The organism is Cobetia sp. UIB-001 (genome assembly GCF_044789135.1).
GTDB classification, from domain to species: domain Bacteria; phylum Pseudomonadota; class Gammaproteobacteria; order Pseudomonadales; family Halomonadaceae; genus Cobetia; species Cobetia amphilecti.
On the sequence record NZ_CP058244.1, the window covers coordinates 150,860 to 175,530 of the forward strand.

Genomic DNA, 24,671 nt, shown 5'->3' on the forward strand with positions numbered 1-24,671 from the left:
TGATCCATCGTTGAGTTCAGTCACCAGATCATTGCGGGAAGAGACATGCCGAAACGTACAGACCTAAACAGCATCCTGATCATCGGCGCCGGCCCCATCGTCATCGGCCAGGCGTGCGAGTTCGACTATTCCGGCGCACAGGCCTGCAAGGCCCTGCGTGAAGAGGGTTACCGGGTCATCCTGGTCAACTCCAACCCGGCAACCATCATGACCGACCCGGTGATGGCCGATGCGACCTACATCGAGCCGATCACCTGGGAAACCGTGGCGCGCATCATCGAGAAGGAACGCCCGGACGCCATCCTGCCGACCATGGGCGGCCAGACCGCACTGAACTGTGCGCTGGCGCTGGAGCGCGAAGGCGTGCTCGAGCAGTACGGTGTCGAGATGATCGGTGCCAACGCCGACACCATCGACAAGGCCGAAGACCGTGATCGCTTCGACAAGGCGATGAAGAAGATCGGTCTGGCGTGCCCGAAGGCCAAGGTTGCGCACTCCATGGAAGAAGCCTGGGAAATCCAGGCCGAGCTGGGCTTCCCGTCCATCATTCGTCCCAGCTTTACCATGGGCGGTTCCGGCGGCGGCGTGGCGTACAACCGTGAAGAATTCGAAGAGATCTGCCATCGCGGCTTCGAGCTGTCGCCGACCCGCGAGCTGTTGATCGACGAATCGCTGCTGGGCTGGAAGGAATACGAGATGGAGGTCGTTCGTGACAAGAACGACAACTGCATCATCGTCTGCGCCATCGAGAACTTCGACCCGATGGGCGTGCACACCGGCGACTCCATCACTGTCGCCCCGGCCCAGACCCTGACCGACAAGGAATACCAGCTGATGCGTGATGCATCGCTGGCCGTTCTGCGTGAGATCGGCGTCGAGACCGGCGGTTCCAACGTCCAGTTCGGCATCTGCCCGGACACTGGCCGCATGGTCGTGATCGAGATGAACCCGCGCGTGTCGCGTTCCTCGGCACTGGCTTCCAAGGCGACCGGCTTCCCGATCGCCAAGATCGCCGCCAAGCTGGCCGTCGGCTACACCCTGGACGAGCTGCAGAACGACATCACCGGTGGCAAGACGCCGGCGTCCTTCGAGCCGTCCATCGATTACGTCGTCACCAAGATTCCGCGCTTCACCTTCGAGAAGTTCCCGCAGGCCAATGACCGTCTGACCACGCAGATGAAATCGGTCGGCGAAGTCATGGCCATCGGCCGTACCTTCCAGGAATCCCTGCAGAAGGCGCTGCGTGGCATGGAGACCGGTGTTGACGGTCTCGACCCGATCGTCGAGAACTTCAGCGACGAGAACATGGCGCGTATCAAGGGTGAGCTGCAGGCCGCCGGTGCCGAGCGTATCTTCTACATCGCCGATGCCATGCGTGCCGGTCTCGATATCGAAGAGATCTTCCGCCTCACCAACATCGATCGCTGGTACCTGGTGCAGCTGGCCGACCTGATCGCTCAGGAAGGCGCAGTGGCCGCAAGCTCGCTGGGCGAGATGGACGCTGATCGTCTGTTCCGTCTCAAGCGCAAGGGCTTCAGCGATGCGCGTCTGGCGCGTCTGATGGGCGTGTCCGAGAAGGCCTTCCGCAAGCACCGTCAGAAGCAGGGCATCCGTCCGGTCTACAAGCGCGTCGACACCTGTGCCGCCGAATTCGCGTCCGACACCGCCTACATGTACTCCACCTATGAGGAAGAGTGCGAGGCGGAAGTCAGCGACAAGAAGAAGATCATGGTGCTGGGTGGCGGTCCGAACCGTATCGGTCAGGGCATCGAGTTCGACTACTGCTGTGTCCACGCCTCCCTCGCCATGCGCGCGGACGGCTACGAGACCATCATGGTCAACTGCAACCCGGAAACCGTGTCCACCGACTACGACACTTCCGATCGCCTCTACTTCGAGCCGGTCACCCTGGAAGACGTGCTGGAGATCGCCGACAAGGAGCAGCCGGTCGGTGTCATCGTCCAGTTCGGTGGCCAGACACCGCTGAAGCTGGCGCGTGAGCTCGAAGCCGCCGGTGTGCCGATCATCGGTACCACGCCGGACGCCATCGACCGCGCCGAAGACCGCGAGCGTTTCCAGCAGATGATCGAGAAGCTCGGTCTGATCCAGCCGGAAAACGCCACCGCGCGCAGCTTCGAGGAAGCCTTCGTCAAGGCCGAGGTCATCGGTTATCCGCTGGTGGTGCGCCCGAGCTACGTGCTGGGCGGCCGCGCGATGGAAATCGTCTACTCCGCCGCCGAGCTCGAGAACTACATGACCCACGCGGTCAAGGTCTCCAATGACTCGCCGGTGCTGCTGGACCACTTCCTGAACGCGGCCATCGAGGTCGACATCGATGCGGTGTCCGACGGCAAGCAGGTCGTGATCGGCGCCATCATGCAGCACATCGAGCAGGCCGGTATCCACTCCGGTGACTCCGCGTGCGCACTGCCGCCGTACTCGCTGCCGGCAGACGTCCAGGAAGAGATGCGTGAGCAGGTCAAGCGCATGGCGCTGGAGCTCAACGTCGTCGGTCTGATGAACGTGCAGCTGGCCTGGCAGGATGGCGTGATCTACGTCATCGAGGTCAACCCGCGCGCTTCACGTACCGTGCCGTTCGTCTCCAAGTGCATCGGCCAGTCGCTGGCGCAGATCGCCGCACGCTGCATGGCCGGTCAGACCCTGGAAGAGATCGGCTTCACCCAGGAAATCGTGCCGACCTTCTACAGTGTGAAGGAAGCGGTGCTGCCGTTCGCCAAGTTCCCGGGGGTCGACCCGATCCTGTCGCCGGAAATGAAGTCCACCGGCGAAGTGATGGGCTCCGGCGATACCTTCGCGGAAGCCTTCTACAAGGCGCAGCTGGGTGCCGGTGAAGCCATCCCGACCCTGACTGGCGATCGCAAGGCCTTCCTGTCCGTACGTGAGTTCGACAAGGCGGGCGTTATCGAGGTGGCCCGCTCTCTGGTAACATTAGGCTTTACGCTTTGTGCTACCCGTGGCACGGCAGAGGTGATCGCCGCTGCCGGCCTCGAGGTTGAACCCGTCAACAAGGTGTTCGAAGGGCGGCCGCATATCGTCGACATGATCAAGAACGGCGAGATCGCCTATATCGTCAACACCACAGAGGGACGTCAGGCCATCAATGACTCGTCCGTGATCCGTCGCACGGCGCTGGCGCACAAGGTGCCCTATGCCACGACGCTGGCGGGTGCCAATGCCGTGTGCATGGCGCTTGCCTACGGCAACGACGTCAAGGTCCGTCGTCTCCAGGATATGCATGCAGGAGTCATGATATGAGTAGAAGTCCGATGACCGTCGAAGGCGAAGACCGCCTTCGCAAGGAGCTCGAGCACCTAAAGGGCACTGAGCGTCCCCGGGTCATCGCTGACATCGCGGAAGCCCGTGAGCACGGCGATCTCAAGGAGAATGCCGAGTACCACGCCGCGCGTGAACAGCAGGGTTTCATCGAGGGTCGTATCCAGGAGATCGAGTCCAAGCTCTCCATGTCCCAGGTGATCGACGTCACCAAGTTGCCGAAGACCGGCAAGGTGATCTTCGGCACCACGGTCGACCTGATGAACCTCGATGACGATAGCGAAGTGCGCTATCGCATCGTTGGCGAAGATGAAGCCAGCATCAAGGACGGCAAGATCTCCGTCACCTCTCCGATCGCGCGTGCGCTGATCGGCAAGGAAGAAGGGGATGTCGTGGTCGTGCGTACCCCGGGTGGCGATGTGGAGTATGAAATCTCCGAAGTGCATCACATCTGAAGCACGTCACATCTGAAGTGCATCGCCTCTGATTCGTCAGATTCCGATGTCGTGACAGCCCTGCCGGTCATCCCGGCAGGGCTGTTTTTTTGCCTGCGGGCACGAAATCCTTCAGACAGACGGCTCTCACCGTCATCAGGTCGTGATTGTCAGCAATAGAAAACAGAAACGCCGCCCTCGATGAGGGCGGCGTTTCTGTCTGCGGCAGGCGTGGCGTGCGAGGTGAGCCCCGTCAGGCCTGGGCCCGGCGGCTTACTTCTCGCTGAAGCGCTGTACGTTCGACAGCTTCGGCTTGGCCTGCGGGTTGCGGCGATACAGCAGAGCGATCTTGCCGATGCTCTGGATCAGGGTCGCGCCGGTTTCGCTGCACAGGTGGCGAGCCACCTCGCCGCGCGCTTCGCGATCGTTGATCGCCAGCTTCAGCTTGATCAGTTCGTGATCATGCAGTGCGCGCTCCAGTTCGGTCACGACGCCTTCGGAAAGGCCGTTTTCCGAGACGGTGACGATCGGGTCAAGATGGTGCCCGATGCTGCGAAATGCTTTCTTTTGTGACTGTGACAAGCTCATGGTATCGTAAAGTTTCCCTGTTGGCGTCCGATGGGAGCGGGGAGCGTAGCGAAAGACAGGGTCGACTCCAGGGCTTGAAATCCAGGGGTGTGAACCCGTCTGTTGCGCAGGCAATGTCTGTGCCCACGGGCGGAACCGCGCGCAGGACCCGCCATTCTACTCCATGACGACGCTCATGACACGACCCGTGCGCATGCTTGCCACGCCTTTCGTGTCGTCGTTATCCCCCGCGCTATCTCCCGCCAGTATTCGATTTTCCCCGACATTCCAGGTGACAACGTGGCTCACCCCAGCAAGAGCAGTGCTGGCTGGATGAAGGAACACTTTGATGACGCCTATGTCCAGCGCAGCTGGGCCGACGGTTATCGTTCCCGTGCCAGCTACAAACTGATTGAAATCGATGACAAGGACCGCCTGCTCAAGCCGGGCGCCACCGTTATCGACCTCGGCGCAGCCCCCGGTGGCTGGAGCCAGATCGCCGCGGACCGCGTCGGCATGGAAGGCGTGGTCATCGCCTCCGACATTCTCGAGATGGACGCCCTGGCCGGTGTCGACTTCATTCAGGGCGACTTCACCGAAGAGGCCGTGCTGAACCAGATTCTGGCCACCCTGGGTGACCGCCCGGTGGACCTCGTGATCTCCGACATGGCGCCCAACATGAGCGGCATGAGCGCGATCGATCAGCCTGCCGGCATGTATCTGGTCGAGCTGGCGTTGGATCTGGCGCGCCAGACCCTCAAGCCGGGCGGCAATTTCCTGGTCAAGGTCTTCCAGGGCGAGGGCTTCGATGCCTATCTGAAGGACATGCGTGGCAGCTTCAAGAAGGTCGTGACCCGCAAGCCGGAAGCGTCGCGTGCACGCTCACGCGAAGTCTATCTGCTGGGGCAGGGCTTCAAGGGCTGATGGTCAGTGTCCTTGCATGCCGCTGCACGCGGCAGGCATCGGCTCGCGGTGGCGAGATTTCCACGTTGCTGGTCGCATGCTTCATCGCGGGTTAAGGCGAGCCATGCGATGCTCGTCCAGACTGTCGCCAATGTGTCCGGGCGAGTCGCGGCGCTGGCTGATGCAGGCTGTCTATCGGCGCAATAGTCCATCGACGGGCTTTAAGCAATGGTTGCCAGCCCCCATCTGGTGTAGTGTCGATATCATTGGGTCTTGAGTACGATGGGCCAGTGACAGTTCGGTGGGTTTCAATGCCTTACCGATGCTGGCAGGCAAGTAGCACAATGCACGGCAAGCTTTGAGTGACTCGGTAGGCGAAGTGGCGCGTTGCGCTGACTTGATACCCCGCAGGCACGATCAGATAGCATGGCAGGCCACCACAAGACGGCAGTCGGAGTATTCACGGCATGCCAAGACAGATTCATGCAATGAGGGTGTCCCCTTGAACGACATGGCGAAGAACCTGATTCTCTGGTTGATCATCGCAGCAGTGCTGCTGACGGTGTTCAACAACTTCAGCGTCGATACCTCGCCGCAGGCGATGAACTATTCACAGTTCGTCCAGCAGGTGCAGAACGACCGGATCAAGAGTGTGACCATCGATGGTTACACCATTGAGGGTGAGCGGGCCGATGGCTCCAGCTTCACCACCATCCGGCCGGCGGCGTCCGATCCCAAGCTGATGGATGACCTGCTTGCCAACAAGGTGGAGGTCATCGGCAAGAAGCCTGAGCAGCAGTCGCTGTGGACACGCCTGTTGATTGCCAGCTTCCCGATTCTGATCATTCTGGCCATCTTCATGTTCTTCATGCGCCAGATGCAGGGTGGCGGTGCCGGCAAGGGTGGCCCGATGAGCTTCGGCAAGTCCAAGGCCAAGCTGCTGAGCCAGGACCAGATCAAGACCACCTTCAGCGACGTCGCAGGCTGTGACGAAGCGAAGGAAGAGGTCGAGGAACTGGTCGACTTCCTCAAGGACCCCAGCAAGTTCCAGCGTCTTGGCGGTCAGATTCCGCGTGGCGTCCTGATGGTAGGCCCGCCGGGTACCGGCAAGACCCTGCTCGCCAAGGCGATCGCCGGTGAAGCCAAGGTGCCGTTCTTCAGCATCTCCGGTTCTGACTTCGTCGAGATGTTCGTCGGTGTCGGTGCCTCCCGTGTGCGTGACATGTTCGAGCAGGCCAAGAAGCAGGCGCCGTGCATCATCTTCATCGATGAGATCGACGCCGTCGGCCGTCACCGTGGTTCCGGCATGGGCGGTGGTCACGATGAGCGTGAGCAGACGCTGAACCAGCTGCTGGTCGAGATGGATGGCTTCGAGGCGAACGACGGCATCATCGTCATCGCCGCGACCAACCGTCCTGACGTGCTTGACCCCGCGCTGCTGCGTCCGGGCCGCTTCGACCGTCAGGTGACCGTCGCACTGCCGGACATCCGTGGCCGTGAGCACATCCTCGGCGTCCACCTGCGCAAGGTGCCGATGGGCGACGACGTCGTGCCGGTCAACATTGCACGTGGTACGCCGGGCTTCTCCGGCGCGGACCTGGCCAACCTGGTCAATGAAGCCGCCCTGTTCGCCGCGCGTCGCAACAAGCGTCTGGTCGGCATGGAAGAGCTGGAGCTGGCCAAGGACAAGATCATGATGGGCGCCGAGCGCAAATCGATGGTCATGTCCGAGAAGGAGAAGCGCAACACGGCCTATCACGAGTCTGGCCACGCCATCATCGGCCTGGTGATGCCCGAGCATGATCCGGTCTACAAGGTGTCGATCATTCCGCGCGGTCGTGCGCTGGGTGTGACGATGTTCCTGCCGGAAGAGGATCGCTACAGCTACTCGCGTCAGCAGATCATCAGTCAGATCTGCTCGCTGTTCGGCGGTCGTATCGCCGAAGAGATGACGCTGGGCCCGAACGGTGTCACCACCGGCGCGTCCAACGACATCAAGCGTGCTACCGAGCTTGCCCACAACATGGTCGCCAAGTGGGGTCTCTCCAGCGAGATGGGTCCGATCATGTACGACGAGGACGAGTCCCATCAGTTCCTCGGTGGCCCGGGTCAGAGTGGCGGCAAGCTGAAGTCTGGCGACACCACCTCGCGTCTCGACAAGGAAGTGCGTCGTATCATCGACGAGTGCTACGCCAAGGCGCAGCAGATCCTGGAAGAGAATCGCGACAAGCTGGATGCGATGACCGAAGCGCTGATGACCTACGAGACCATCGATGCCGAGCAGTTGGCGGACATCATGGCGGGTCGTGCTCCGCGTCCGCCGAAGGACTGGGGTGGCCCGGCGAGCGGCGGTGACGGTGGCCTGGTGGCCCCGGTTGCCGACACTCCGAAGGCGGAAGCGCCGGAAGCTCCCAAGGCGGATGATGACGCTGATGGCAGTGAAGATGACGACAGCAACCGCCGTCGTCCGTCTGATCCGCTGGGTGGTCCGAGCGGTCATTGATGTACGCCTGATGTAGGCCTGAACTAGGCCCGATGTAGGCATAAGGGGCTCCCGATATCGCATGCGATGTCTGAGCCTCTGAAAGGAAAAACGCCCGACTGGCTTGCCAGTCGGGCGTTTTCTTGTCTGCAGCAATGCTGGCCTGTGCCGCTGCAGCAATGACGCTGGTGAAGTTAAGGTGCTGCTGATGAGTGGCCTACGCCGTGGCGTGACGGCGTCGACTCATGTCTCTGCACGGGCATTGTCAGCGCCATGATGAGCGTGGGGTGAAAGGTCTGAGCCAATGGCGTTGCCATCTGCTGACGCCCCGTGTGGTGGCCATTCCACGCCTTGCGCGCCATGGGCTGGCTCTTTAAAGTGGTGCCCAATCATTTCTGACCGGGCTGCGAAGTCACCTTCGCGCCCCTCTCGCCTGCATGGAATGCCATGACGAATTCTGCCTTGAGTACGCCTCTCGAGCCTCAAGTGGGCCATCTGATGTCATTGGAGTGCGCTGGACACCTTCTCGATCTTTCGCGTCCGCGGGTGATGGGGATTCTCAACGTGACACCGGATTCCTTCTCGGATGGTGGCCGCAGCGCGACCCTGGACGCCGCGCTGCGCAATGCCGAGCAGATGCTGGCCGATGGTGCCGCGATGATCGATGTCGGCGGTGAGTCGACGCGACCCGGGGCGACGCCGGTCAGCACCGAAGAAGAGCTTGAGCGGGTCTGCCCGGTGGTGGAGCGGCTGGTGAGCGAGCTGGGCGCCTTGGTGAGCATCGATACCAGCAACCCGCAAGTCATGCGCGAAACCGCACGGCTGGGGGCCGGCATGATCAATGACGTGCGTGCGCTGAATCGAGACGGCGCGCTCGAGGCCGCCGCTGACAGTGGGCTGCCCGTCTGTCTGATGCACATGCGCGGCGAGCCGGACACCATGCAGCAGGATACGCATTATGCTCAGTCCATCGAGCAGGAAGTCCGGACGTTCCTGGCGGCGCGTATCGCGGCCTGTGAGGCGGCGGGCATCGCGCGTGAGCGACTGCTGCTGGACCCCGGCTTCGGCTTCGGCAAGTCACTGCAAGACAATCTGCGCCTGTATCACCGCATGGCGCAGTTGCATGAATTCAACCTCCCGCTGCTGATCGGCACGTCACGCAAGAGCATGATCGGCAATGCCCTCGGGCGCGCGGTAGAGGATCGCTTGGCTGGTAACCTGGCACTGACGGCATTGGCCGTTCGTGACGGGGCCAGACTGTTTCGCGTTCACGACGTGGCCCCGACTGTCGACGCTGTCGACATGGCATGGGCCGTGCTACAGGAAGGCACGATACGATGAGTCGACGTTATTTTGGTACGGATGGTATTCGCGGCACGGTCGGGGAATTCCCCATCACGCCAGACTTCATGCTCAAGCTGGGCTGGGCGGCAGGCCGCGTATTTGCCCGCCACGGCCGCGGCAAGGTATTGATCGGCAAGGACACGCGCATCTCAGGCTACATGTTCGAATCCGCGCTCGAGTCCGGCCTTTCGGCAGCGGGCGTCGATGTGTCCCTGCTCGGCCCGATGCCGACACCGGGGATCGCCTATCTGACGCGCACCTTCCGCGCCGATGCCGGCATCGTCATCTCGGCCTCCCACAATGCCTATCCGGACAACGGCATCAAGTTCTTCTCCGCTGCCGGCACCAAGCTGGATGATGCGCTGGAAGCCGAGATCGAAGCCGAGCTGGACCGCGACATCGTGATCGTCGGCCCGGACAGCCTGGGCAAGGCGTCACGCATCCAGGATGCGGCCGGCCGCTATATCGAATTCTGCAAGTCCACGCTGCCGGGTCGTCTGGGCCTGCACGGCATGAAGGTGGTGCTGGATTGCGCGCATGGTGCGACCTATCACATCGCGCCGAACGTCTTCCGTGAGCTGGGTGCCAAGGTCAGCGTCATCGGCGGTGAGCCGGATGGCCTCAACATCAATCAGGGCGTCGGCTCCACGCACCCGCAGGCGCTGCGCGCGGCCGTCATCGAGCAGGGCGCCGATCTGGGCGTGGCCTTCGATGGGGATGGTGACCGCCTGATCCTGGTCGATGCCGATGGCCGTGTCATCGATGGCGACGACATCCTCTACATGATCGCGCGTGACCGTCACGAGCGCGGCGTGCTGGGCGGCGGTGTCGTCGGTACCCTGATGTCCAATTTCGGTCTGGCGGCTGCGCTGGAAGGCCTGGGAATTCCCTTCGAGCGTGCCAAGGTCGGTGACCGCTACGTCATCGAGCGTCTGGAAGCCAACGGCTGGCAGCTGGGTGGCGAGTCCTCCGGTCACATCGTCTGCAGCCATATCCAGAGCACCGGTGATGGCATCGTCTCGGCGCTGCAGGTGCTGGCGATCATGGCGCGTGAAGAGTGCTCGCTCAGCGAGTTGCTGGTCGGCTTCGAAAAGGCCCCTCAGGCGCTGATCAATGTGCGTCTGGCGCCGGGGTGTGACAACAAGGCGCTGATGGCGGCGGACGCCGTGCAGGCCGCGGTGGTCGAAGTGGAACAGACGCTGGGCAACGAAGGGCGCGTGCTGCTGCGTCCCAGCGGCACGGAACCGCTGATTCGCGTCATGGTCGAAGGGCGTCCGCACTTCGATGTCGATGCGCTGGCGGGTCAGATCGCCGCGACGGTCGAATCCAGCATGTCGGCGTGATGCGCTGACAAGGCGACTCGCCGGGGCGACGGTTCACGTCGCCGAGTGGTCGGGTTGCACAGGACGACAACAGGCGCCGAGTGCGCCTGTTGTCGTTTCTGGCAGTTGCCCCGAGCCTGATCGTGCCGGATCACGGGGCTTGACAGGGGTCGCGAAGGTTGTCAGTCAAGGGCGGCTCCATTACCATCCTCGCACTGCTCACAAGGGAGAAGCACATGCGTACACCGCTGATTGCCGGAAACTGGAAGATGAATGGTGATCTTGCCCTGGTCGATGAGTTTGCCCGGGGTCTGCAGGCGGCTGAGCTGCCGCAGGGCATTCAGGTGGCGCTGGCAGCGCCTTTCCCTTATCTGAGCGCCGCTCGCGCGAGCATGCCTGTGAGCGTGGCGCTGGCGGGGCAGACGCTGAACCCGGCGAGCGAGGGTGCCTTTACCGGCGAAGTGGCGGGTCAGATGCTCAAGGATGTCGGTGCCGAGATGGTGCTGGTCGGTCACTCGGAGCGTCGAAGCCTGTATGCTGAAGACGATGCGGCGGTACTGGCGCGTGTCGAGGCGGCGCTTGCCGCTGGCCTCACACCGGTGCTGTGCGTCGGTGAGACGCTCGAGGAGCGTGAAGCCGGTGACACGGAGCGTGTCGTGCTGGGACAGCTGGAGGCGGTGTTCTCCGCGCTCTCCGCCGATGCGCGCACGCGTCTGGTCGTCGCCTACGAGCCCGTCTGGGCCATCGGTACCGGGCGCACCGCCTCGCCCCAGCAGGCGCAGGAGGTCCATGCGGCCATTCGCGCGCGCCTGGCCGAGTGGTCTGCCTCGCTCGCCGAGGCAATGCAATTGTTGTACGGCGGCAGCATGAAAGCTGCCAATGCCGCCGAGCTGCTTGCGCAGCCGGATATCGACGGCGGTCTCGTGGGCGGTGCCTCGCTCCAGATCGACGAATTCCTAGCCATTTGCCAGTCTGCAGGTTGAATCTCATGCAAGTAGCCGTTCTGATGGTCCATGTGGTACTCGCGGTCGCGCTGATCGTGCTCGTCCTTCTCCAGCAGGGCAAGGGTGCCGAAGCTGGCGCTGCCTTTGGTGGCGGTGGTGCTTCCCAGACCGTTTTCGGGTCCAGCGGTAGCGGCAACTTCCTCGCGCGCTTCACGGGTGTTCTGGCCGCGGGCTTCTTCGCGACCTCTCTGACACTGGCCTGGTTCGCGTCCAACGCCAACCAGCCGTCTGTCGAAGCGGGCATTCCGAATGCCAGCGTGATCGAGCAGCAGAAAAATTCACTGCCATCTCTTGACGACTCCGAGGAAAGTGTGGAGAATACGTCGCCAGTGCTTGAGGAAAGCGGCAGCGCAGACCAACCAGCACTCTAAGGAATTCAAGGCGTTAACTTTGAATTCTTCCGGGTAACGTCTCAGGCGATACCCGCCCCCGTGCCGAAGTGGTGGAATTGGTAGACACGCTATCTTGAGGGGGTAGTGACCTTATGGTCGTGGGGGTTCAAGTCCCCCCTTCGGCACCATCTTGTTAGATCGATTGGCAGTCTGGACGCAACTCTGCCACCTTGGAAAGACGTCATTCCTTGACCTCCTTTTTCGGTGACATTACCATCGTCCGACTATTGTTGCGGGGTGGAGCAGTCTGGTAGCTCGTCGGGCTCATAACCCGAAGGTCATCGGTTCAAATCCGGTCCCCGCTACCAAGTTTCTTGAAAGGCCCCTTCCTATGAAGGGGCTTTTTGTTAGCACCAGTGCCAATCAGCCACCTAGCTCTCTTCTCTACTCCCGGTCAGGTGCCTGATGCAACTGCTGTAGGAGCCTCGTCTGTGTCAACCAAGGACGCTGCGCTTAACGCGCTTATCGATCCAGTCGTCTCTGCTCTGGGCTTCGAGCTCTGGGGTATCGACTATCTCTCCCAAGGCAAGCAGTCCCGTCTGGTGATCTATATCGACCATCCCGATGGCATTACCGTGGACAACTGCGCAAACGTCAGTCGTCAGGTGGGTGCCGTACTGGATGTCGAAGACCCCATTACCGGTCAGTTCCAGCTTGAAGTCTCGTCTCCAGGCATGGATCGTCCGTTGTTCACGCTTGACCAGTACGAGCGCTACATCGGTCACGTGGTGGCACTGCGACTTCGCCAGGCCTTCGATGGCCAGCGCAAGTTCCAGGGGCTGGTGACTGGCACCGAAGACGGTGATGTCGTGATCCGGGTCGATGAAGAAGAATACTGCTTTCCCATTGAAAGCATCGACCAGGCACGCATTGTGCCGCAGTTCAAATAACTGACGTTGTCGGCACACCGCTCGCGTTGCGAGCCCGGGTCGATGCGCAAGGACAGGTTTCTGGCGAGGCAAAGTCATGAGCAAAGAGATTCTGCTGGTCGTTGACGCCATCTCCAACGAGAAAGGCGTGCCGCGGGATGTGATTTTCGAAGCCGTCGAAGCGGCATTGGCTTCGGCGTCACGCAAGCGTTTCGATCAGGAAGAGGCGGATATCCGCGTCAAGATCGATCGTGTCACCGGTGATTACGCGACCTACCGTCGCTGGACCGTCGTCGAAGACGACGAGTTCGAGACGCCGGACTACGAGATCAAGGCCAGCATCGCCGAACAGCGCGAAGAGCCGCTGGCGCTGGGTGCCGTGGTCGAGAAGCAGATCGAATCCGAAGCGTTCGGTCGCATCGCTGCACAGACCGCCAAGCAGGTCATCGTGCAGAAGGTGCGCGAGGCCGAGCGAGCGGAAGTGGTGCGCCTTTACGCCGAGCGTGAAGGTGAGCTGGTCGCGGGTATCGTCAAGAAGACGACACGTGATGGCCTCATCATCGATCTGGGCGACAACGCCGAAGGCTTCCTGCCGCGCGGTGAGATGATTCACGGCGAGCGCTACCGCTTGAACGAGCGGGTTCGTGCCCTGCTGTGGAAAGTCGACGCGGATGCTCGTGGTTCTCAGCTGATCCTGTCGCGTACGCGTCCTGAGCTGATCATCGAGCTGTTCAAGATCGAAGTCCCGGAAATCGCCGAGCAGCTGATCGAGATCAAGGGTGCTGCCCGTGATCCGGGCTCGCGCGCCAAGATCGCGGTCAAGAGCAACGACAAGCGCATCGATCCGATCGGTGCCTGTGTCGGCATGCGTGGTTCACGCGTGCAGGCCGTGTCCAATGAACTACGTAACGAACGCGTGGATATCATCCTGTGGGATGACAATCCTGCCCAGCTCGTCATCAACGCCATGGCGCCGGCAGATGTCGGTTCCATTCTGGTCGACGAAGACACCCATTCCATGGATGTCGCTGTCGCTGCGGACAACCTGGCTCAGGCCATCGGTCGCAGCGGTCAGAACGTTCGTCTGGCCAGTGAGCTGACCGGTTGGCAGCTCAACGTCATGACCGAGGCGGAAGCCGAGGGCAAGCGCGAGCAGGAAATCGACAGTTTCGTCGAATATTTCATCACTCATCTCGAGATTGAAGAGGATCTAGCCCGTGTCCTGGTGGACGAGGGCTTCACCTCACTCGAGGAAATCGCCTATGTCCCGCTCGAGGAAATGCTCGAGGTCGAGGGCTTTGACCAGGATCTGGTCGAGGAGCTGCGCGCTCGGGCCAAGGATGAACTGCTGAATCTCGCCATCGCCACTGAAGAGCAACTGGACGGCGCACAGCCGGCCGAAGACCTGCTCAACATGGAAGGCATGGAGAGTCATCTGGCATACATCCTGGCCAGCAAGGGTATCGTCACCATGGAAGACCTTGCTGAGCAGGCCATCGATGATCTGAAAGACATCGAAGGCGTCGACGAAGAGCGAGCAGCGGCGTTGATCATGACCGCCCGCGCGCCCTGGTTCGCAAGCGAACAGTAACTAGGTCACGGGCTCAGGAGGGTCGTACATGTCAGAAATGACAGTCAAAGAATTCGCCAAGAAGGTGGGCCGCGAGTCAGCCCGCCTACTGGAACAGATGCATGAAGCGGGTCTGAAGCACAAGTCAGAGAACGACGCCGTCTCTGAGGTCGACAAGCAGAAGCTGCTTGATCACCTCACCAAGAGCCACGGTGGTGGCGCCGCTCCGGCAGCGCCCAAGAACCGCATTACCCTGACCCGCAAGACCAAGTCTCGCATCAACACGGGTAGCGGTCGCGGCAAGTCCATCGAGGTGCAGGTGCGCAAGAAGCGTACCTACGTCAAAGAGGGCGAAGAGCAGGCTGCAGAAGCGCCCGCTGCTGCTGCACCGGCAGCTGCCGTTGCGGACAAGCCGGCTGCGGCACCGCAGCGCGAAGAGCGTCGTGGCAATGACAACCGTCGCGAAGAGCGTCCGCGTCAGAGTGCACCGGCTGCTGCCGCTGCACCGGCCGCCGACGCTGCGCCGGAAGTCAATGCGCCGCCGAAGGAGCCGCGTGGTGATGCACCGCGTCGCGCCAAGGCTGCGCCGCGTGATGAATCACGTGATCGTCGTGAAGCCCGTGAAGACCGTAGCGAACGCAAGCGTGGCGGGGCCAAGAAGGTCAAGCGCGCCGAGCGTCGCGGTGGTCGTCGTGGTGGCCGTGATGCCAACCGTCAGCCGCCGAAGCCGGTCCAGACCTTCGTCCGTGAAGTCTCCATCCCTGAGTCCATCTCAGTGGCAGACCTCGCCGACAAGATGGCCGTCAAGGCGTCTGAAGTGATCAAGACCATGTTCAACATGGGCGCTGCGGTCACCATCAACCAGACGATCGATCAGGAAACCGCGACCATCGTGGTCGAGGAAATGGGCCACACGCCCAAGCTGATCAAGGATGACGCTCTCGAGACAGCCGTTCTCGAAGGCATCTCCTACGAAGGTGAGCAGATCACCCGCGCGCCGGTCGTTACCGTCATGGGTCACGTCGACCACGGCAAGACCTCGCTGCTGGATTACATCCGCCGCACCAAGGTTGCCACAGGTGAAGCGGGTGGTATCACCCAGCACATCGGTGCCTACCACGTCGAACACGACAACGGTGACATCACCTTCCTGGATACCCCGGGCCACGCGGCGTTCACCGCCATGCGTGCTCGTGGTGCCAAGGCGACCGACGTCGTCATCCTGGTGGTGGCTGCCGATGATGGCGTGATGCCGCAGACCATCGAGGCTGTCGAGCACTCCAAGGCCGCGGGTGTCCCGATGGTCGTGGCGGTGAACAAGATCGACAAGCCGGGTGCTGATCCGGACCGCGTCAAGAATGAGCTGTCCCAGCACGGTGTCATCTCCGAGGAATGGGGTGGTGATACCCAGTTCGTCCACGTTTCCGCCAAGACCGGCGAGAACATCGACGCGCTGCTCGAAGGTGTCCTGCTGGTCTCCGAAGTTCTCGAACTTCAGGCCGTGCCGTCCGCGCCGGGTAAAGGCGTCGTGGTCGAGTCCCGTCTCGACAAGGGCCGTGGCCCGGTCGCGACCGTGCTGGTCCAGAACGGTACGCTGAAGAAGGGCGATATCGTCCTCGCCGGCCTGCATTACGGTCGTGTGCGTGCGCTGATCAACGAACTCGGCAAGCAGGTCGATTCCGTGGGTCCGGCCATGCCGGTCGAGATCCAGGGCCTGGGTGGCACGCCGGACGCCGGTGAAGAGTTCACCGTGGTCCCGGACGAGAAGAAGGCACGTGAAGTCGCCAACTTCCGTCAGGGCAAGTACCGCGAAGTGCGCCTGGCACGTCAGCAGAAGGCCAAGCTGGAGAACATGTTCTCCCAGATGGGTCAGGACGAAGTCGCCAAGGTCAACGTCGTCCTCAAGGCCGACGTGCAGGGTTCTCTGGAAGCCATCCGTGGCGCGCTGGAAGAACTCTCCACCGAAGAAGTCAAGGTGGCCGTGGTCTCTTCCGGTGTCGGTGGTATCACCGGTACCGATGCCAACCTGGCACTCGCTTCCGAAGCGATCCTGGTCGGCTTCAACGTCCGTGCTGACGCCTCCGCGCGTGAGATCGTCGAGCGTGAAGGTCTGGATCTGCGCTACTACAGCGTCATCTACCAGCTGATCGACGAGGTCAAGCTGGCCATGACTGGCATGCTGGCACCGGAATTCCGCGAGCAGATCGTCGGTGTTGCCGAAGTGCGCGATGTCTTCAAGGCACCGAAGATCGGCGCGATCGCCGGTTGTATGGTCGTCGAAGGCAACATGTACCGCTCCAAGCGCATCCGCGTGCTGCGTGACAACGTGGTCATCTATGAAGGCGAGCTGGAATCCCTGCGTCGCTTCAAGGATGACGTCAACGAAGTCCGCAACGGCATGGAATGTGGTATCGGCGTCAAGAACTACAACGACGTGCAGGTTGGCGACAAGATCGAGGTGTTCGACCAGATCCAGGTCGAGCGCACGCTCTGATAGCGCCCCTGCAAGGAGAGATCACGGATGCGTGAATACAGCCGTACTGACCGCGTGGCGGACCAGATCCAGCAAGAGCTCGCGCTGTTGATTCAGCGCGAGGTCAAGGACCCGCGCCTTGGCATGCTGACGGTCAGCGCCGCCAAGGTCAGCCGCGACCTGTCCTACTCCGATGTCTACGTGACCCTGTTGGGTGACGACAGCCCGGAACGCATCAAGGAAAACCTCGCCGTGCTCAAGCGCGCGGCAGGTTTCCTGCGCTCCCAGCTGGCGCGCACCATTCAGCTGCGCCACGTGCCGGAACTGCGTTTTCATTACGATGAAAGCGTCGTTCGTGGCCATCACCTGTCCTCACTGATCAACGATGCGGTCGCCGACGATCGCAAGCGCAGTGCTGAACGCGGTGATGACGACAGCGAAGATGGTGCCCCGGGCACCACGCCGGACGCCTGATGGCGCGTCGTCGTCGCGGCTTGTCGATCGATGGCGTTCTGTTGCTGGACAAGCCCAAGGGCATGTCCAGCAACTATGCGCTTCAGAAGGCTCGTCGCCTCTACCAGGCGCAGAAGGCCGGTCATACCGGTACGCTCGACCCGATGGCGACCGGCTTGTTGCCGGTCTGCTTCGGGGAAGCGACCAAGTTCTCCTCGCATCTTCTCGAGGCAGACAAGGTCTATCGGGCACGGATCAAGTTTGGCCAGGTCACCGATACCGGTGATGCGGAAGGCACGGTGATTCGCGAGCGGGAGATTCCCGAGATTGCGCAGGCCGAGCTGGACGCGGTGCTGGACAGGTTCCGTGGCGAGATAGATCAGGTACCGCCGATGTACTCCGCGCTCAAGCACCAGGGACGTCCGCTCTACGAGCTGGCGCGCCAGGGGATTGAAATCGAGCGTGCAGTCCGTCGCGTTACCATCTACAATATGGCGCTTCTTGCGCGGCACTCCGATGGCATCGAGATCGAAGTGGCGGTCAGCAAGGGTACCTACATACGCAGTCTGGCCGAGGATATCGGCGAGGCGCTGGGCTGTGGAGCCCACCTCACGGCACTGCGTCGTCTCAAGACGGGCCCGTTCACGGGTGATGCCATGCTGGATTTCGAGCGCCTCGAGGCGCTGGCTGACCAGCAGGCACGTGAAGGCGTTCTGTTACCTGTCGACATCCTGCTCGATCATCTCCCGCGTCTCGACATCACTGCCGAGATGGCGCGGATGATATTGCGTGGTCAACAGGCTGAAACGACGACAGGGTCGCTGGAAGTGGACTCCCTGGCTCGTGTGTATCAGGACCAGCAGTTGCTCGGGTTGGTCCGGATTGCGGCGGAGGGCGTCATCGCTCCTCGCCGACTGCTCAGTTCTGCCGTCGAGGCGGCGGCTGGGTGAGCTGATTGCGGCCTCGCCGCAAGCCGCATGAAGACTGCAAATATGCGTGGTCTTCGACATTTCTAATCTATCAAGCATATTGCTTACTGGAGAGACAGATGGCACTTACCGCTGAGAAGAAGGCTGAGATCGTTACCGAATTCGGCCGTGGCGAGAACGACACCGGTTCCCCGGAAGTTCAGGTTGCTCTGCTGAGCGCCAACATTGATGGCCTGCAGGGTCACTTCAAGGCCAACAAGCAGGATCACCACTCCCGTCGTGGTCTGATCCGCATGGTCAACCAGCGCCGCAAGCTGCTTGACTACCTCAAGCGCAAGGACTTCGAGCGTTACACCGCTCTGATCCAGCGTCTGGGTCTGCGTCGCTAATCAGCGATGTTGCCGCCATGCACTTCGGTGCATGGCGGGCCCCCGGTGGGCACAGGAAAACCGACACTGCCTGCGGGCGGTGTCGGTTTTTTTGTGCCTGATACCGAGGTGATCCGGGCTTCAGATCAGAGGTTCGACCCGCGCTGCAGCCCGCTTGTCGCGTGGGATCAACCCGCTTTTCATTGCCTGTGGCGCGCTTTACCATGAGCGCCTGGCATCGATGACTATCAGATTAAAGGACATGCGCCGTGAACCCGGTAACGCACAGCTTCCAGTACGGTAATGACACCATCACCCTCGAGACCGGCCGCATCGCGCGTCAGGCGACCGGTAGCGTGATGGTGACCATGGGCAATACCTCGGTGTTGTGCACCGTGGTGGCCAAGGCGTCGCCGAAACCCGGCCAGTCCTTCTTCCCGTTGTCGGTCCACTATCAGGAGAAGGCCTACGCGGCGGGGCGTATCCCCGGCGGCTTCCTCAAGCGCGAAGGGCGTCCCACCGAGAAGGAAACCCTGACCTCACGCTTGATCGACCGTCCGATGCGCCCGCTGTTTCCCGAAGGCTTCATGAATGAGGTGCAGGTGGTCTGCACGGTGATGTCGGCGGAGCGCAATGTCGACCCGGACATCGCAGCACTGCTCGGCACCTCTGCAGCGCTTTGCATCTCCGGTGTACCCTTCGCGGGCCCCGTGGGCGCGGCGCGCGTCGGCTTCAGCGAGCAGCGCGGCTACTTCCTGAACCCCGGCTACAGCGAACTGGCGCATTCCGAGCTGGACATGGTGGTGGCGGGGACCGAGAAGGCCGTGTTGATGGTCGAGTCCGAGGCCCAGGAGCTGCTGGAAGACGAGATGCTCGGCGCCGTGCTCTATGGCCATCACGAGATGCAGAAGGCCATCACGGGGATCGAGACGTTCGCCGCGAAGGTCAATCGTCCCAAGTGGGCGTGGGTGCCGCAGAAGCTCGACCGCGTGCTGGTCGAGGCGCTGGAGCAGAGCTTCGCCACCCGGATCGGTGATGCCTATCGCCTGAGTGACAAGTTGGCGCGTCAGGACAGCCTGTCGGCGCTCAAGGCGCAGGCTATCGACCTGCTGGGCGCCGAGGATGATGCGCGCTTCAGTGTCGAGGCCGTGGCGACTGCCTTCGCGGCGCTCGAGAAGCGTATCGTGCGTCAGCGCGTGATCGCCGGTGAGCCGCGTATCGATGGTCGTGATACCCGCACCGTGCGACCGCTGGACATGGCGGTGGGCGTGTTGCCCAAGGCGCATGGTTCGGCGCTGTTCACCCGCGGCGAGACCCAGGCGATCGCCACTGCCACCCTGGGGACCACACGCGACTCACAGCTGATCGAAGGGCTGTCCGGCGAGAAGCAGGACCGCTTCATGCTGCACTACAACTTCCCGCCCTACTGCGTCGGCGAGACGGGCTTCATCGGCGCGCCCAAGCGGCGTGAGATCGGCCATGGGCGTCTGGCGCGTCGTGGCATCGAATCCATGCTGCCGTCGTTGCAGGCCTTCCCCTACGCGATCCGTGTCGTCTCCGAGATCACCGAATCCAATGGTTCGAGCTCGATGGCATCCGTGTGTGGCGCCTCGCTTGCGCTGATGGACGCCGGTGTGCCGCTCAAGGCGCCGGTCGCGGGTATCGCCATGGGGCTGGTCAAGGACGCCAATGGCGTCGCGATACTGACCGATATCCTCGGCGATGAGGATCACCTCGGCGACATGGACTTCAAGGTCGCGGGGACCGCGGAAGGCGTTACCGCGCTGCAGATGGACATCAAGATCGAAGGAATCGACGAGGAGATTCTTGAGCAGGCGCTGGAACAGGCCCTCGAGGCACGTCTGACCATCCTCGCGCAGATGAATGAGGTGCTGGCCGCCAGTCGCCAGGAAGTCTCGGACAATGCCCCGGCGATGCTGTCCCTCAAGATCGCCCCCAACAAGGTGCGTGACGTGATCGGCAAGGGCGGCTCCACCATCCGCAAGATCTGTGAAGAGACCGGGGCCAATGTCGATCTCGACGACGATGGCAGCGTGCGCATCTATGCCGAGCACAAGGCGCAGGCACAGGCGGCTGCCAAATACGTCGAGGGCATCATTGCCGAGGCCGAGATCGGCAAGCTCTATGCCGGAAAGGTGGCGCGCATCGCCGACTTCGGTGCCTTCATCACCTTCATGCCGGGCACCGATGGCCTGCTGCACATCTCGCAGATCGTCGAGGAGCGGGTCAATGACGTACGTGACTACCTCAACGAAGGCGATGAGGTGGTGGTCAAGGTGCTCGACATCGACAATCGCAATCGCGTCAAGCTGTCGCTGAAAGAGATCAGCGAAGAAGAGAAGGCGGCCTTTGCAGCTGCTCAGGCTGAAGAGGCCGCCGCCCAGGGCTGACCGATCGTCGCGGATCGCCCCCGCCCCGGTCTTGCCTGCTCTGCATGAGAGGTGAGCCTTCCGGGCAAGAAAAAGCCCCCGCCAGGTTACTGGCGGGGGCTTTTGCATGTCTCCCTGCTCGAGATTGCGCGAGCAGGGAGGGTTCAGGCGGGGGTTCAGATATGTGAGCGATCAGCTGCGCTCGATGGCCAGCGCGACACCCTGACCGCCACCGATGCACAGGGTAGCCAGACCCTTCTTGGCATCACGCTCGATCATCTCGTGTACCAGCGAGACCAGCACACGGCAGCCGGAGGCACCGATCGGGTGGCCGAGGGCAATGGCGCCGCCATTGACGTTGACCTTGTCGACATCCCAGCCCAGCTCCTTGTTGACCGACAGGGCCTGGGCGGCGAAGGCTTCGTTGGCTTCGATCAGGTCGAGGTCTTCCAGGCTCCAGCCGGCCTTCTTGAGGCATAGGCGAGTCGCCGGCGCCGGGCCGATGCCCATGATCTTCGGATCAACACCCGCGTTGGAGTAGGCCTTGATGGTCGCCAGCGGCGTCAGGCCCAGCTCGCGGGCCTTGTCAGCGGAACACAGCATGACCACGGCAGCGCCGTCGTTGAGCGCCGAGGCATTGCCGGCGGTGACGGTGCCGTCCTTCTTGAAGGCCGGACGCATGCCGCCGAGCTTCTCGGCCGTGGTACCGGCGCGCGGGTTCTCGTCGGTATCGAAGACGATCGGGTCGCCCTTGCGCTGCGGGATCTCGACCGGGACGATCTGGCCCTTGAAGCGGCCAGCTTCGATGGCGGCGCAGGCCTTCTGCTGAGAGGCGGCCGCGAAGGCGTCCTGGGCTTCACGGGTGATCTCGTATTTCTCGGCCAGATTCTCGGCGGTGATGCCCATGTGGATGTCATTGAAGGCATCCCACAGACCGTCGTGGACCATGGAGTCGATCGCCTTCCAGTCGCCCATGCGCTTGCCGTCACGCGAGTTGGGCAGCACGTGCGGAGACAGGGACATGTTTTCCTGCCCGCCGGCCAGAATCAGCTCGGCATCGCCGCAACGGATGGCCTGGGTGGCCAGGTGCAGCGCCTTGAGGCCAGACCCGCAGACCTTGTTGATGGTCATGGCGGGCACGCCTTCCGGCAAGCCTGCCTTGATGACCGCCTGACGTGCCGGGTTCTGACCGCATCCTGCTGTCAGCACCTGACCCAGAAGCACTTCATCGACCTGATCGCCACTGACACCCGTGCTGGCGAGGATATCCTTGATGACATGTGCGCCGAGATCCGCGGCGGAAATGCCAGCCAGGCTGCCACCGAAGGCGCCTACGGCGGTACGACGGGCTGCTACGATCACCACATCCTGCATCTGAACGCTCCTGTTCTCTTGCGAGACTGTCTGAGTCAATTGGCTGCGACTATGGCCATGCCATCAAGCGGGCGAGGCGCAGTCCTGCTGAGGTGAGATTCCAGCATAAGGCAGTTTTGTGCGGTGCGGCAATCGCCAAAGGGCATCTCCAGTGTCAGCCTTTAGCCATACGTATCGCCTCTCCAGACGGCACGACGCCAGCGCTCTGGCAGGCAGGGCTGGCGTCGTGTTGGAGCGCTCGCGGCAGGCTCGAGGCTTGAAAGCATCAGCCCTCAGGGCGTGGAGCGGCAGGCAGCAAGGGGTGCTCAGGCCATCTGGACCGGGATGGCGTTGGCCGTATGGCTGACCTCGTTGCCTTCCATCAGATAGACCATGGAGGGCTTGTGCGCGTCCAGTTCGCTCTCGGCGTAGTGGGCGAAGGCGCAGATGATCACGCGGTCGCCGACGTCGGCCTGGTGGGCTGCGGCGCCGTTCACCGAGATGATCTTCGAGCCTTCTTCGCCGCGAATGGCATAGGTGGTGAAGCGCTTGCCGTTGTCCACGTTGTAGATCTGGATCTGTTCATACTCACGAATGCCTGCCATGTCGAGCAGGTCGCCATCGATGGCGCAGGAGCCCTCGTAGTTGAGGACGGCGTGAGTCACGCGGGCCATGTGCAGCTTGGCCTTGAGCATGATGGCTTGCATCAGGATGTCTCCAGTTGAGCGCCGCCGGGCGCAGATCAAGGCCCTGGGGCCAGGGCCATGGCGCGTATGACGTGGCGGACAGTGCCACGCCAGGGTGCAAGGCGGCGCAGTCTAATCAGGCATCAGGCCGCCGGCAAGGCGACCTTCAGGTTATCGAGCAGGCGCGTACGGCCCAGGTGTGCGGCGACCAGAATCACCGCCTCGCGCGTGTCATCCTCGACCGGCCCCAGGTCAGCCGCGCGGCGCAGCTCGAGATAGTCCGGCTTGAAGCCGCTCTCGCTGATGGCGGCCAGTGCCTCGCGCAGCGCCACATCACGCGCCACGCCCTGCTCAAGGCGAGCCTTCAGGGCGTCGAGGCACTGCTTGAGACGCGGCGCGATGGCACGCTCCTGCTCACTCAGGTAGCCGTTGCGTGATGACAGTGCCAGCCCATCCTCGGCACGCACGATGGGCACACCGATGATCTCGATGCCGAAGTGCAGGTCGCGGTTGAGCTTGCGGATCACGGCCAGCTGCTGGAAGTCCTTCTCGCCGAAACAGGCGACTTCAGGGCGCACCAGATTGAACAGGATGCTGACGACGGTGGCGACGCCATCGAAGTGACCTGGACGGTTGCCGCCGCACAGGCCTTCGGAAACGCCCGGCACCTGCACGTTGCACAGTCCGTCGCGGCCCGTGGGGTAGAGTTCCGCCGTCGAGGGGGCGAACAGCAGGTCACATCCTTCTGCGGCCAGCGCATTCTGGTCGGCCTCGAGGGTGCGCGGATAGCTGTCGAGGTCTTCGCCGGGGCCGAACTGCAGCGGGTTGACGAAGACGCTCGCGACGACCATGTCGGCGTGGCGGCGCGCTTCACGGACCAGCGACAGGTGGCCGGCATGCAGGTTGCCCATGGTCGGCACCAGCGCGATACGCAGGCCATCGCGGCGCGCCTGGGCGAGTTGTTCGCGCAGGGCATTGATCTGGGAGACGGTTTTCATCAGAAGCCGTGCTCCGGCGCCGGGAAGCTGCGCGTCTTGACCGCCTGGTGGTAGGCGGTGAAGGCCTCCTGCACGCTGCCGGCATCGCTCATGAAATTCTTGACGAAGCGTGGCTTGCGGCCGGGCGTCAGGTCGAGCATGTCGTGCATGACCAGAATCTGGCCATCGACGTCCACGCCGGCACCGATGCCGATCACCGGCACCTCGACGGCATCACGAATGCGCGCGGCCAGCTCGGACGGCACGCATTCGAGCAGGATGATCGCGGCGCCTGCGGCTTCCAGCGTGCGCGCATCGGCGATGATCTGCTCGGCGCGTGCCTCGTCGCGACCCTGCACCTTGTAGCCGCCGAAGGCATGCACGTGCTGTGGCGTCAGGCCCATGTGCACGCAGACCGGCACGCCACGCTGGACGAGCGCGGTGACGGCATCGGCCAGCCAGGCTTCGCCTTCGACCTTGACCATCTCGGCACCGGCACGCATCAGGCGCGCCGCATGATCGAGCAGGATGTCGGTGCTGGCATTGCTCATGAAGGGCAGGTCGGCCATCAGCAGGCTGCCTTGCTTGCCACGTGCCACGGCGGCGGTGTGGTAGCAGATGTCATCGATGGTGACGGGCAGGGTGCTGGTATGGCCCTGCAGGACCATGCCGAGAGAGTCGCCGACCAGCAGCACTTCAATGCCGGCATCGCTGGCAAGATGAGCAAAGGTGGCATCGTAGGCGGTGAGGCAACTGAACGTCTCACCATCGGCCTTGAGGCGGCGCAGGGTGCTCAGGGTGACGTTTTTCATCGGGACGCTTACTCGTTGCGGCGCGTATGACGCGGCTGCCCGTGGCGTC

20 protein-coding genes and 2 tRNA genes are annotated in these 24,671 nt (G+C 62.4%); 17 read left to right on the forward strand and 5 right to left on the reverse strand.

Annotated features, from left to right (window positions below; genetic code table 11):
* The first annotated feature begins 45 nt into the window (after window positions 1-45).
* Window positions 46-3,276 carry a carbamoyl-phosphate synthase large subunit gene (gene carB, locus HA399_RS00685; protein WP_107335696.1) on the forward strand — a complete coding sequence of 1,077 codons (3,231 nt, stop codon included), beginning with the start codon at window positions 46-48 and terminating at the stop codon, window positions 3,274-3,276.
* Complete coding sequence (gene greA / locus HA399_RS00690) at window positions 3,273-3,749, forward strand: transcription elongation factor GreA (RefSeq protein ID WP_043333374.1); 477 nt, start codon at window positions 3,273-3,275, stop codon at window positions 3,747-3,749. Before carB ends, greA begins: the two co-directional genes overlap by 4 nt.
* 252 nt (window positions 3,750-4,001) lie before the next feature.
* Here greA and yhbY read toward each other — a convergent pair whose 3' ends face one another.
* Window positions 4,002-4,316, reverse strand: a complete 315-nt coding sequence (gene yhbY / locus HA399_RS00695) for a ribosome assembly RNA-binding protein YhbY (protein WP_043333380.1) — start codon at window positions 4,314-4,316, stop codon at window positions 4,002-4,004.
* Between the two features lie 279 nt (window positions 4,317-4,595).
* On the opposite strand from yhbY, the gene rlmE reads away from it, so the two are divergent.
* From rlmE to pnp, 15 genes are all read left to right on the forward strand, one after another.
* Window positions 4,596-5,219, forward strand: coding sequence for a 23S rRNA (uridine(2552)-2'-O)-methyltransferase RlmE (rlmE, locus tag HA399_RS00700; protein ID WP_225347478.1), 624 nt, complete (start codon window positions 4,596-4,598; stop codon window positions 5,217-5,219).
* 481 nt (window positions 5,220-5,700) lie between these two features.
* Complete coding sequence (gene ftsH, locus HA399_RS00705; protein ID WP_215823701.1) at window positions 5,701-7,701, forward strand: ATP-dependent zinc metalloprotease FtsH; 2,001 nt, start codon at window positions 5,701-5,703, stop codon at window positions 7,699-7,701.
* A 426-nt stretch (window positions 7,702-8,127) separates the two neighbouring features.
* Window positions 8,128-9,021 (forward strand): dihydropteroate synthase, encoded by an 894-nt coding sequence (gene folP / locus HA399_RS00710; RefSeq protein WP_404325692.1) that lies wholly within the window; start codon window positions 8,128-8,130, stop codon window positions 9,019-9,021.
* Entirely contained in the window at window positions 9,018-10,367 is a 1,350-nt protein-coding gene (glmM, locus tag HA399_RS00715; protein ID WP_043333386.1) for a phosphoglucosamine mutase, read from the forward strand. Before folP ends, glmM begins: the two co-directional genes overlap by 4 nt.
* Window positions 10,368-10,582: 215 nt before the next feature.
* Window positions 10,583-11,329, forward strand: a complete 747-nt coding sequence (gene tpiA / locus HA399_RS00720) for a triose-phosphate isomerase (RefSeq protein WP_404325694.1) — start codon at window positions 10,583-10,585, stop codon at window positions 11,327-11,329.
* A 5-nt stretch (window positions 11,330-11,334) separates the two neighbouring features.
* Window positions 11,335-11,721 carry a preprotein translocase subunit SecG gene (gene secG / locus HA399_RS00725; RefSeq protein ID WP_404325695.1) on the forward strand — a complete coding sequence of 129 codons (387 nt, stop codon included), beginning with the start codon at window positions 11,335-11,337 and terminating at the stop codon, window positions 11,719-11,721.
* A gap of 62 nt (window positions 11,722-11,783) precedes the next feature.
* Window positions 11,784-11,870: transfer RNA gene (locus tag HA399_RS00730), tRNA-Leu, on the forward strand.
* 103 nt (window positions 11,871-11,973) lie between these two features.
* Window positions 11,974-12,050: transfer RNA gene (locus tag HA399_RS00735), tRNA-Met, on the forward strand.
* Between the two features lie 123 nt (window positions 12,051-12,173).
* A complete protein-coding gene (gene rimP, locus HA399_RS00740) occupies window positions 12,174-12,632 on the forward strand; it encodes a ribosome maturation factor RimP (RefSeq protein ID WP_043333393.1) in 459 nt (152 codons plus the stop codon).
* A gap of 76 nt (window positions 12,633-12,708) precedes the next feature.
* Window positions 12,709-14,202: a transcription termination factor NusA gene (gene nusA, locus HA399_RS00745; RefSeq protein WP_054556444.1), complete on the forward strand. Its 1,494-nt coding sequence runs from the start codon at window positions 12,709-12,711 to the stop codon at window positions 14,200-14,202.
* Window positions 14,203-14,230: 28 nt separating this feature from the next.
* Complete coding sequence (infB, locus tag HA399_RS00750; protein ID WP_043333398.1) at window positions 14,231-16,675, forward strand: translation initiation factor IF-2; 2,445 nt, start codon at window positions 14,231-14,233, stop codon at window positions 16,673-16,675.
* 27 nt (window positions 16,676-16,702) lie between these two features.
* The gene (rbfA, locus tag HA399_RS00755; RefSeq protein WP_043333400.1) at window positions 16,703-17,128 is read left to right on the forward strand and encodes a 30S ribosome-binding factor RbfA; all 426 of its coding nucleotides are present in this window, start codon (window positions 16,703-16,705) and stop codon (window positions 17,126-17,128) included.
* The gene (gene truB / locus HA399_RS00760) at window positions 17,128-18,057 is read left to right on the forward strand and encodes a tRNA pseudouridine(55) synthase TruB (protein WP_404325696.1); all 930 of its coding nucleotides are present in this window, start codon (window positions 17,128-17,130) and stop codon (window positions 18,055-18,057) included. Before rbfA ends, truB begins: the two co-directional genes overlap by 1 nt.
* Window positions 18,058-18,155: 98 nt before the next feature.
* Window positions 18,156-18,425, forward strand: a complete 270-nt coding sequence (rpsO, locus tag HA399_RS00765) for a 30S ribosomal protein S15 (protein ID WP_024952154.1) — start codon at window positions 18,156-18,158, stop codon at window positions 18,423-18,425.
* A gap of 248 nt (window positions 18,426-18,673) precedes the next feature.
* The gene (pnp, locus tag HA399_RS00770; protein ID WP_404325697.1) at window positions 18,674-20,815 is read left to right on the forward strand and encodes a polyribonucleotide nucleotidyltransferase; all 2,142 of its coding nucleotides are present in this window, start codon (window positions 18,674-18,676) and stop codon (window positions 20,813-20,815) included.
* 171 nt (window positions 20,816-20,986) lie between these two features.
* On the opposite strand, the gene HA399_RS00775 is transcribed toward pnp, so the two are convergent.
* The 4 genes from HA399_RS00775 to panB form a co-directional block, all read right to left on the reverse strand.
* On the reverse strand, window positions 20,987-22,168 hold the full coding sequence (locus tag HA399_RS00775) for an acetyl-CoA C-acetyltransferase (RefSeq protein ID WP_043333407.1): 1,182 nt from the start codon (window positions 22,166-22,168) through the stop codon (window positions 20,987-20,989).
* 305 nt (window positions 22,169-22,473) lie between these two features.
* Window positions 22,474-22,854: an aspartate 1-decarboxylase gene (gene panD, locus HA399_RS00780; protein WP_043333409.1), complete on the reverse strand. Its 381-nt coding sequence runs from the start codon at window positions 22,852-22,854 to the stop codon at window positions 22,474-22,476.
* Window positions 22,855-22,976: 122 nt separating this feature from the next.
* On the reverse strand, window positions 22,977-23,831 hold the full coding sequence (panC, locus tag HA399_RS00785; RefSeq protein ID WP_404325698.1) for a pantoate--beta-alanine ligase: 855 nt from the start codon (window positions 23,829-23,831) through the stop codon (window positions 22,977-22,979).
* The gene (gene panB / locus HA399_RS00790; RefSeq protein ID WP_404325699.1) at window positions 23,831-24,622 is read right to left on the reverse strand and encodes a 3-methyl-2-oxobutanoate hydroxymethyltransferase; all 792 of its coding nucleotides are present in this window, start codon (window positions 24,620-24,622) and stop codon (window positions 23,831-23,833) included. The genes panC and panB overlap by 1 nt, the downstream gene beginning before the upstream one ends.
* Window positions 24,623-24,671 lie beyond the last annotated feature (49 nt).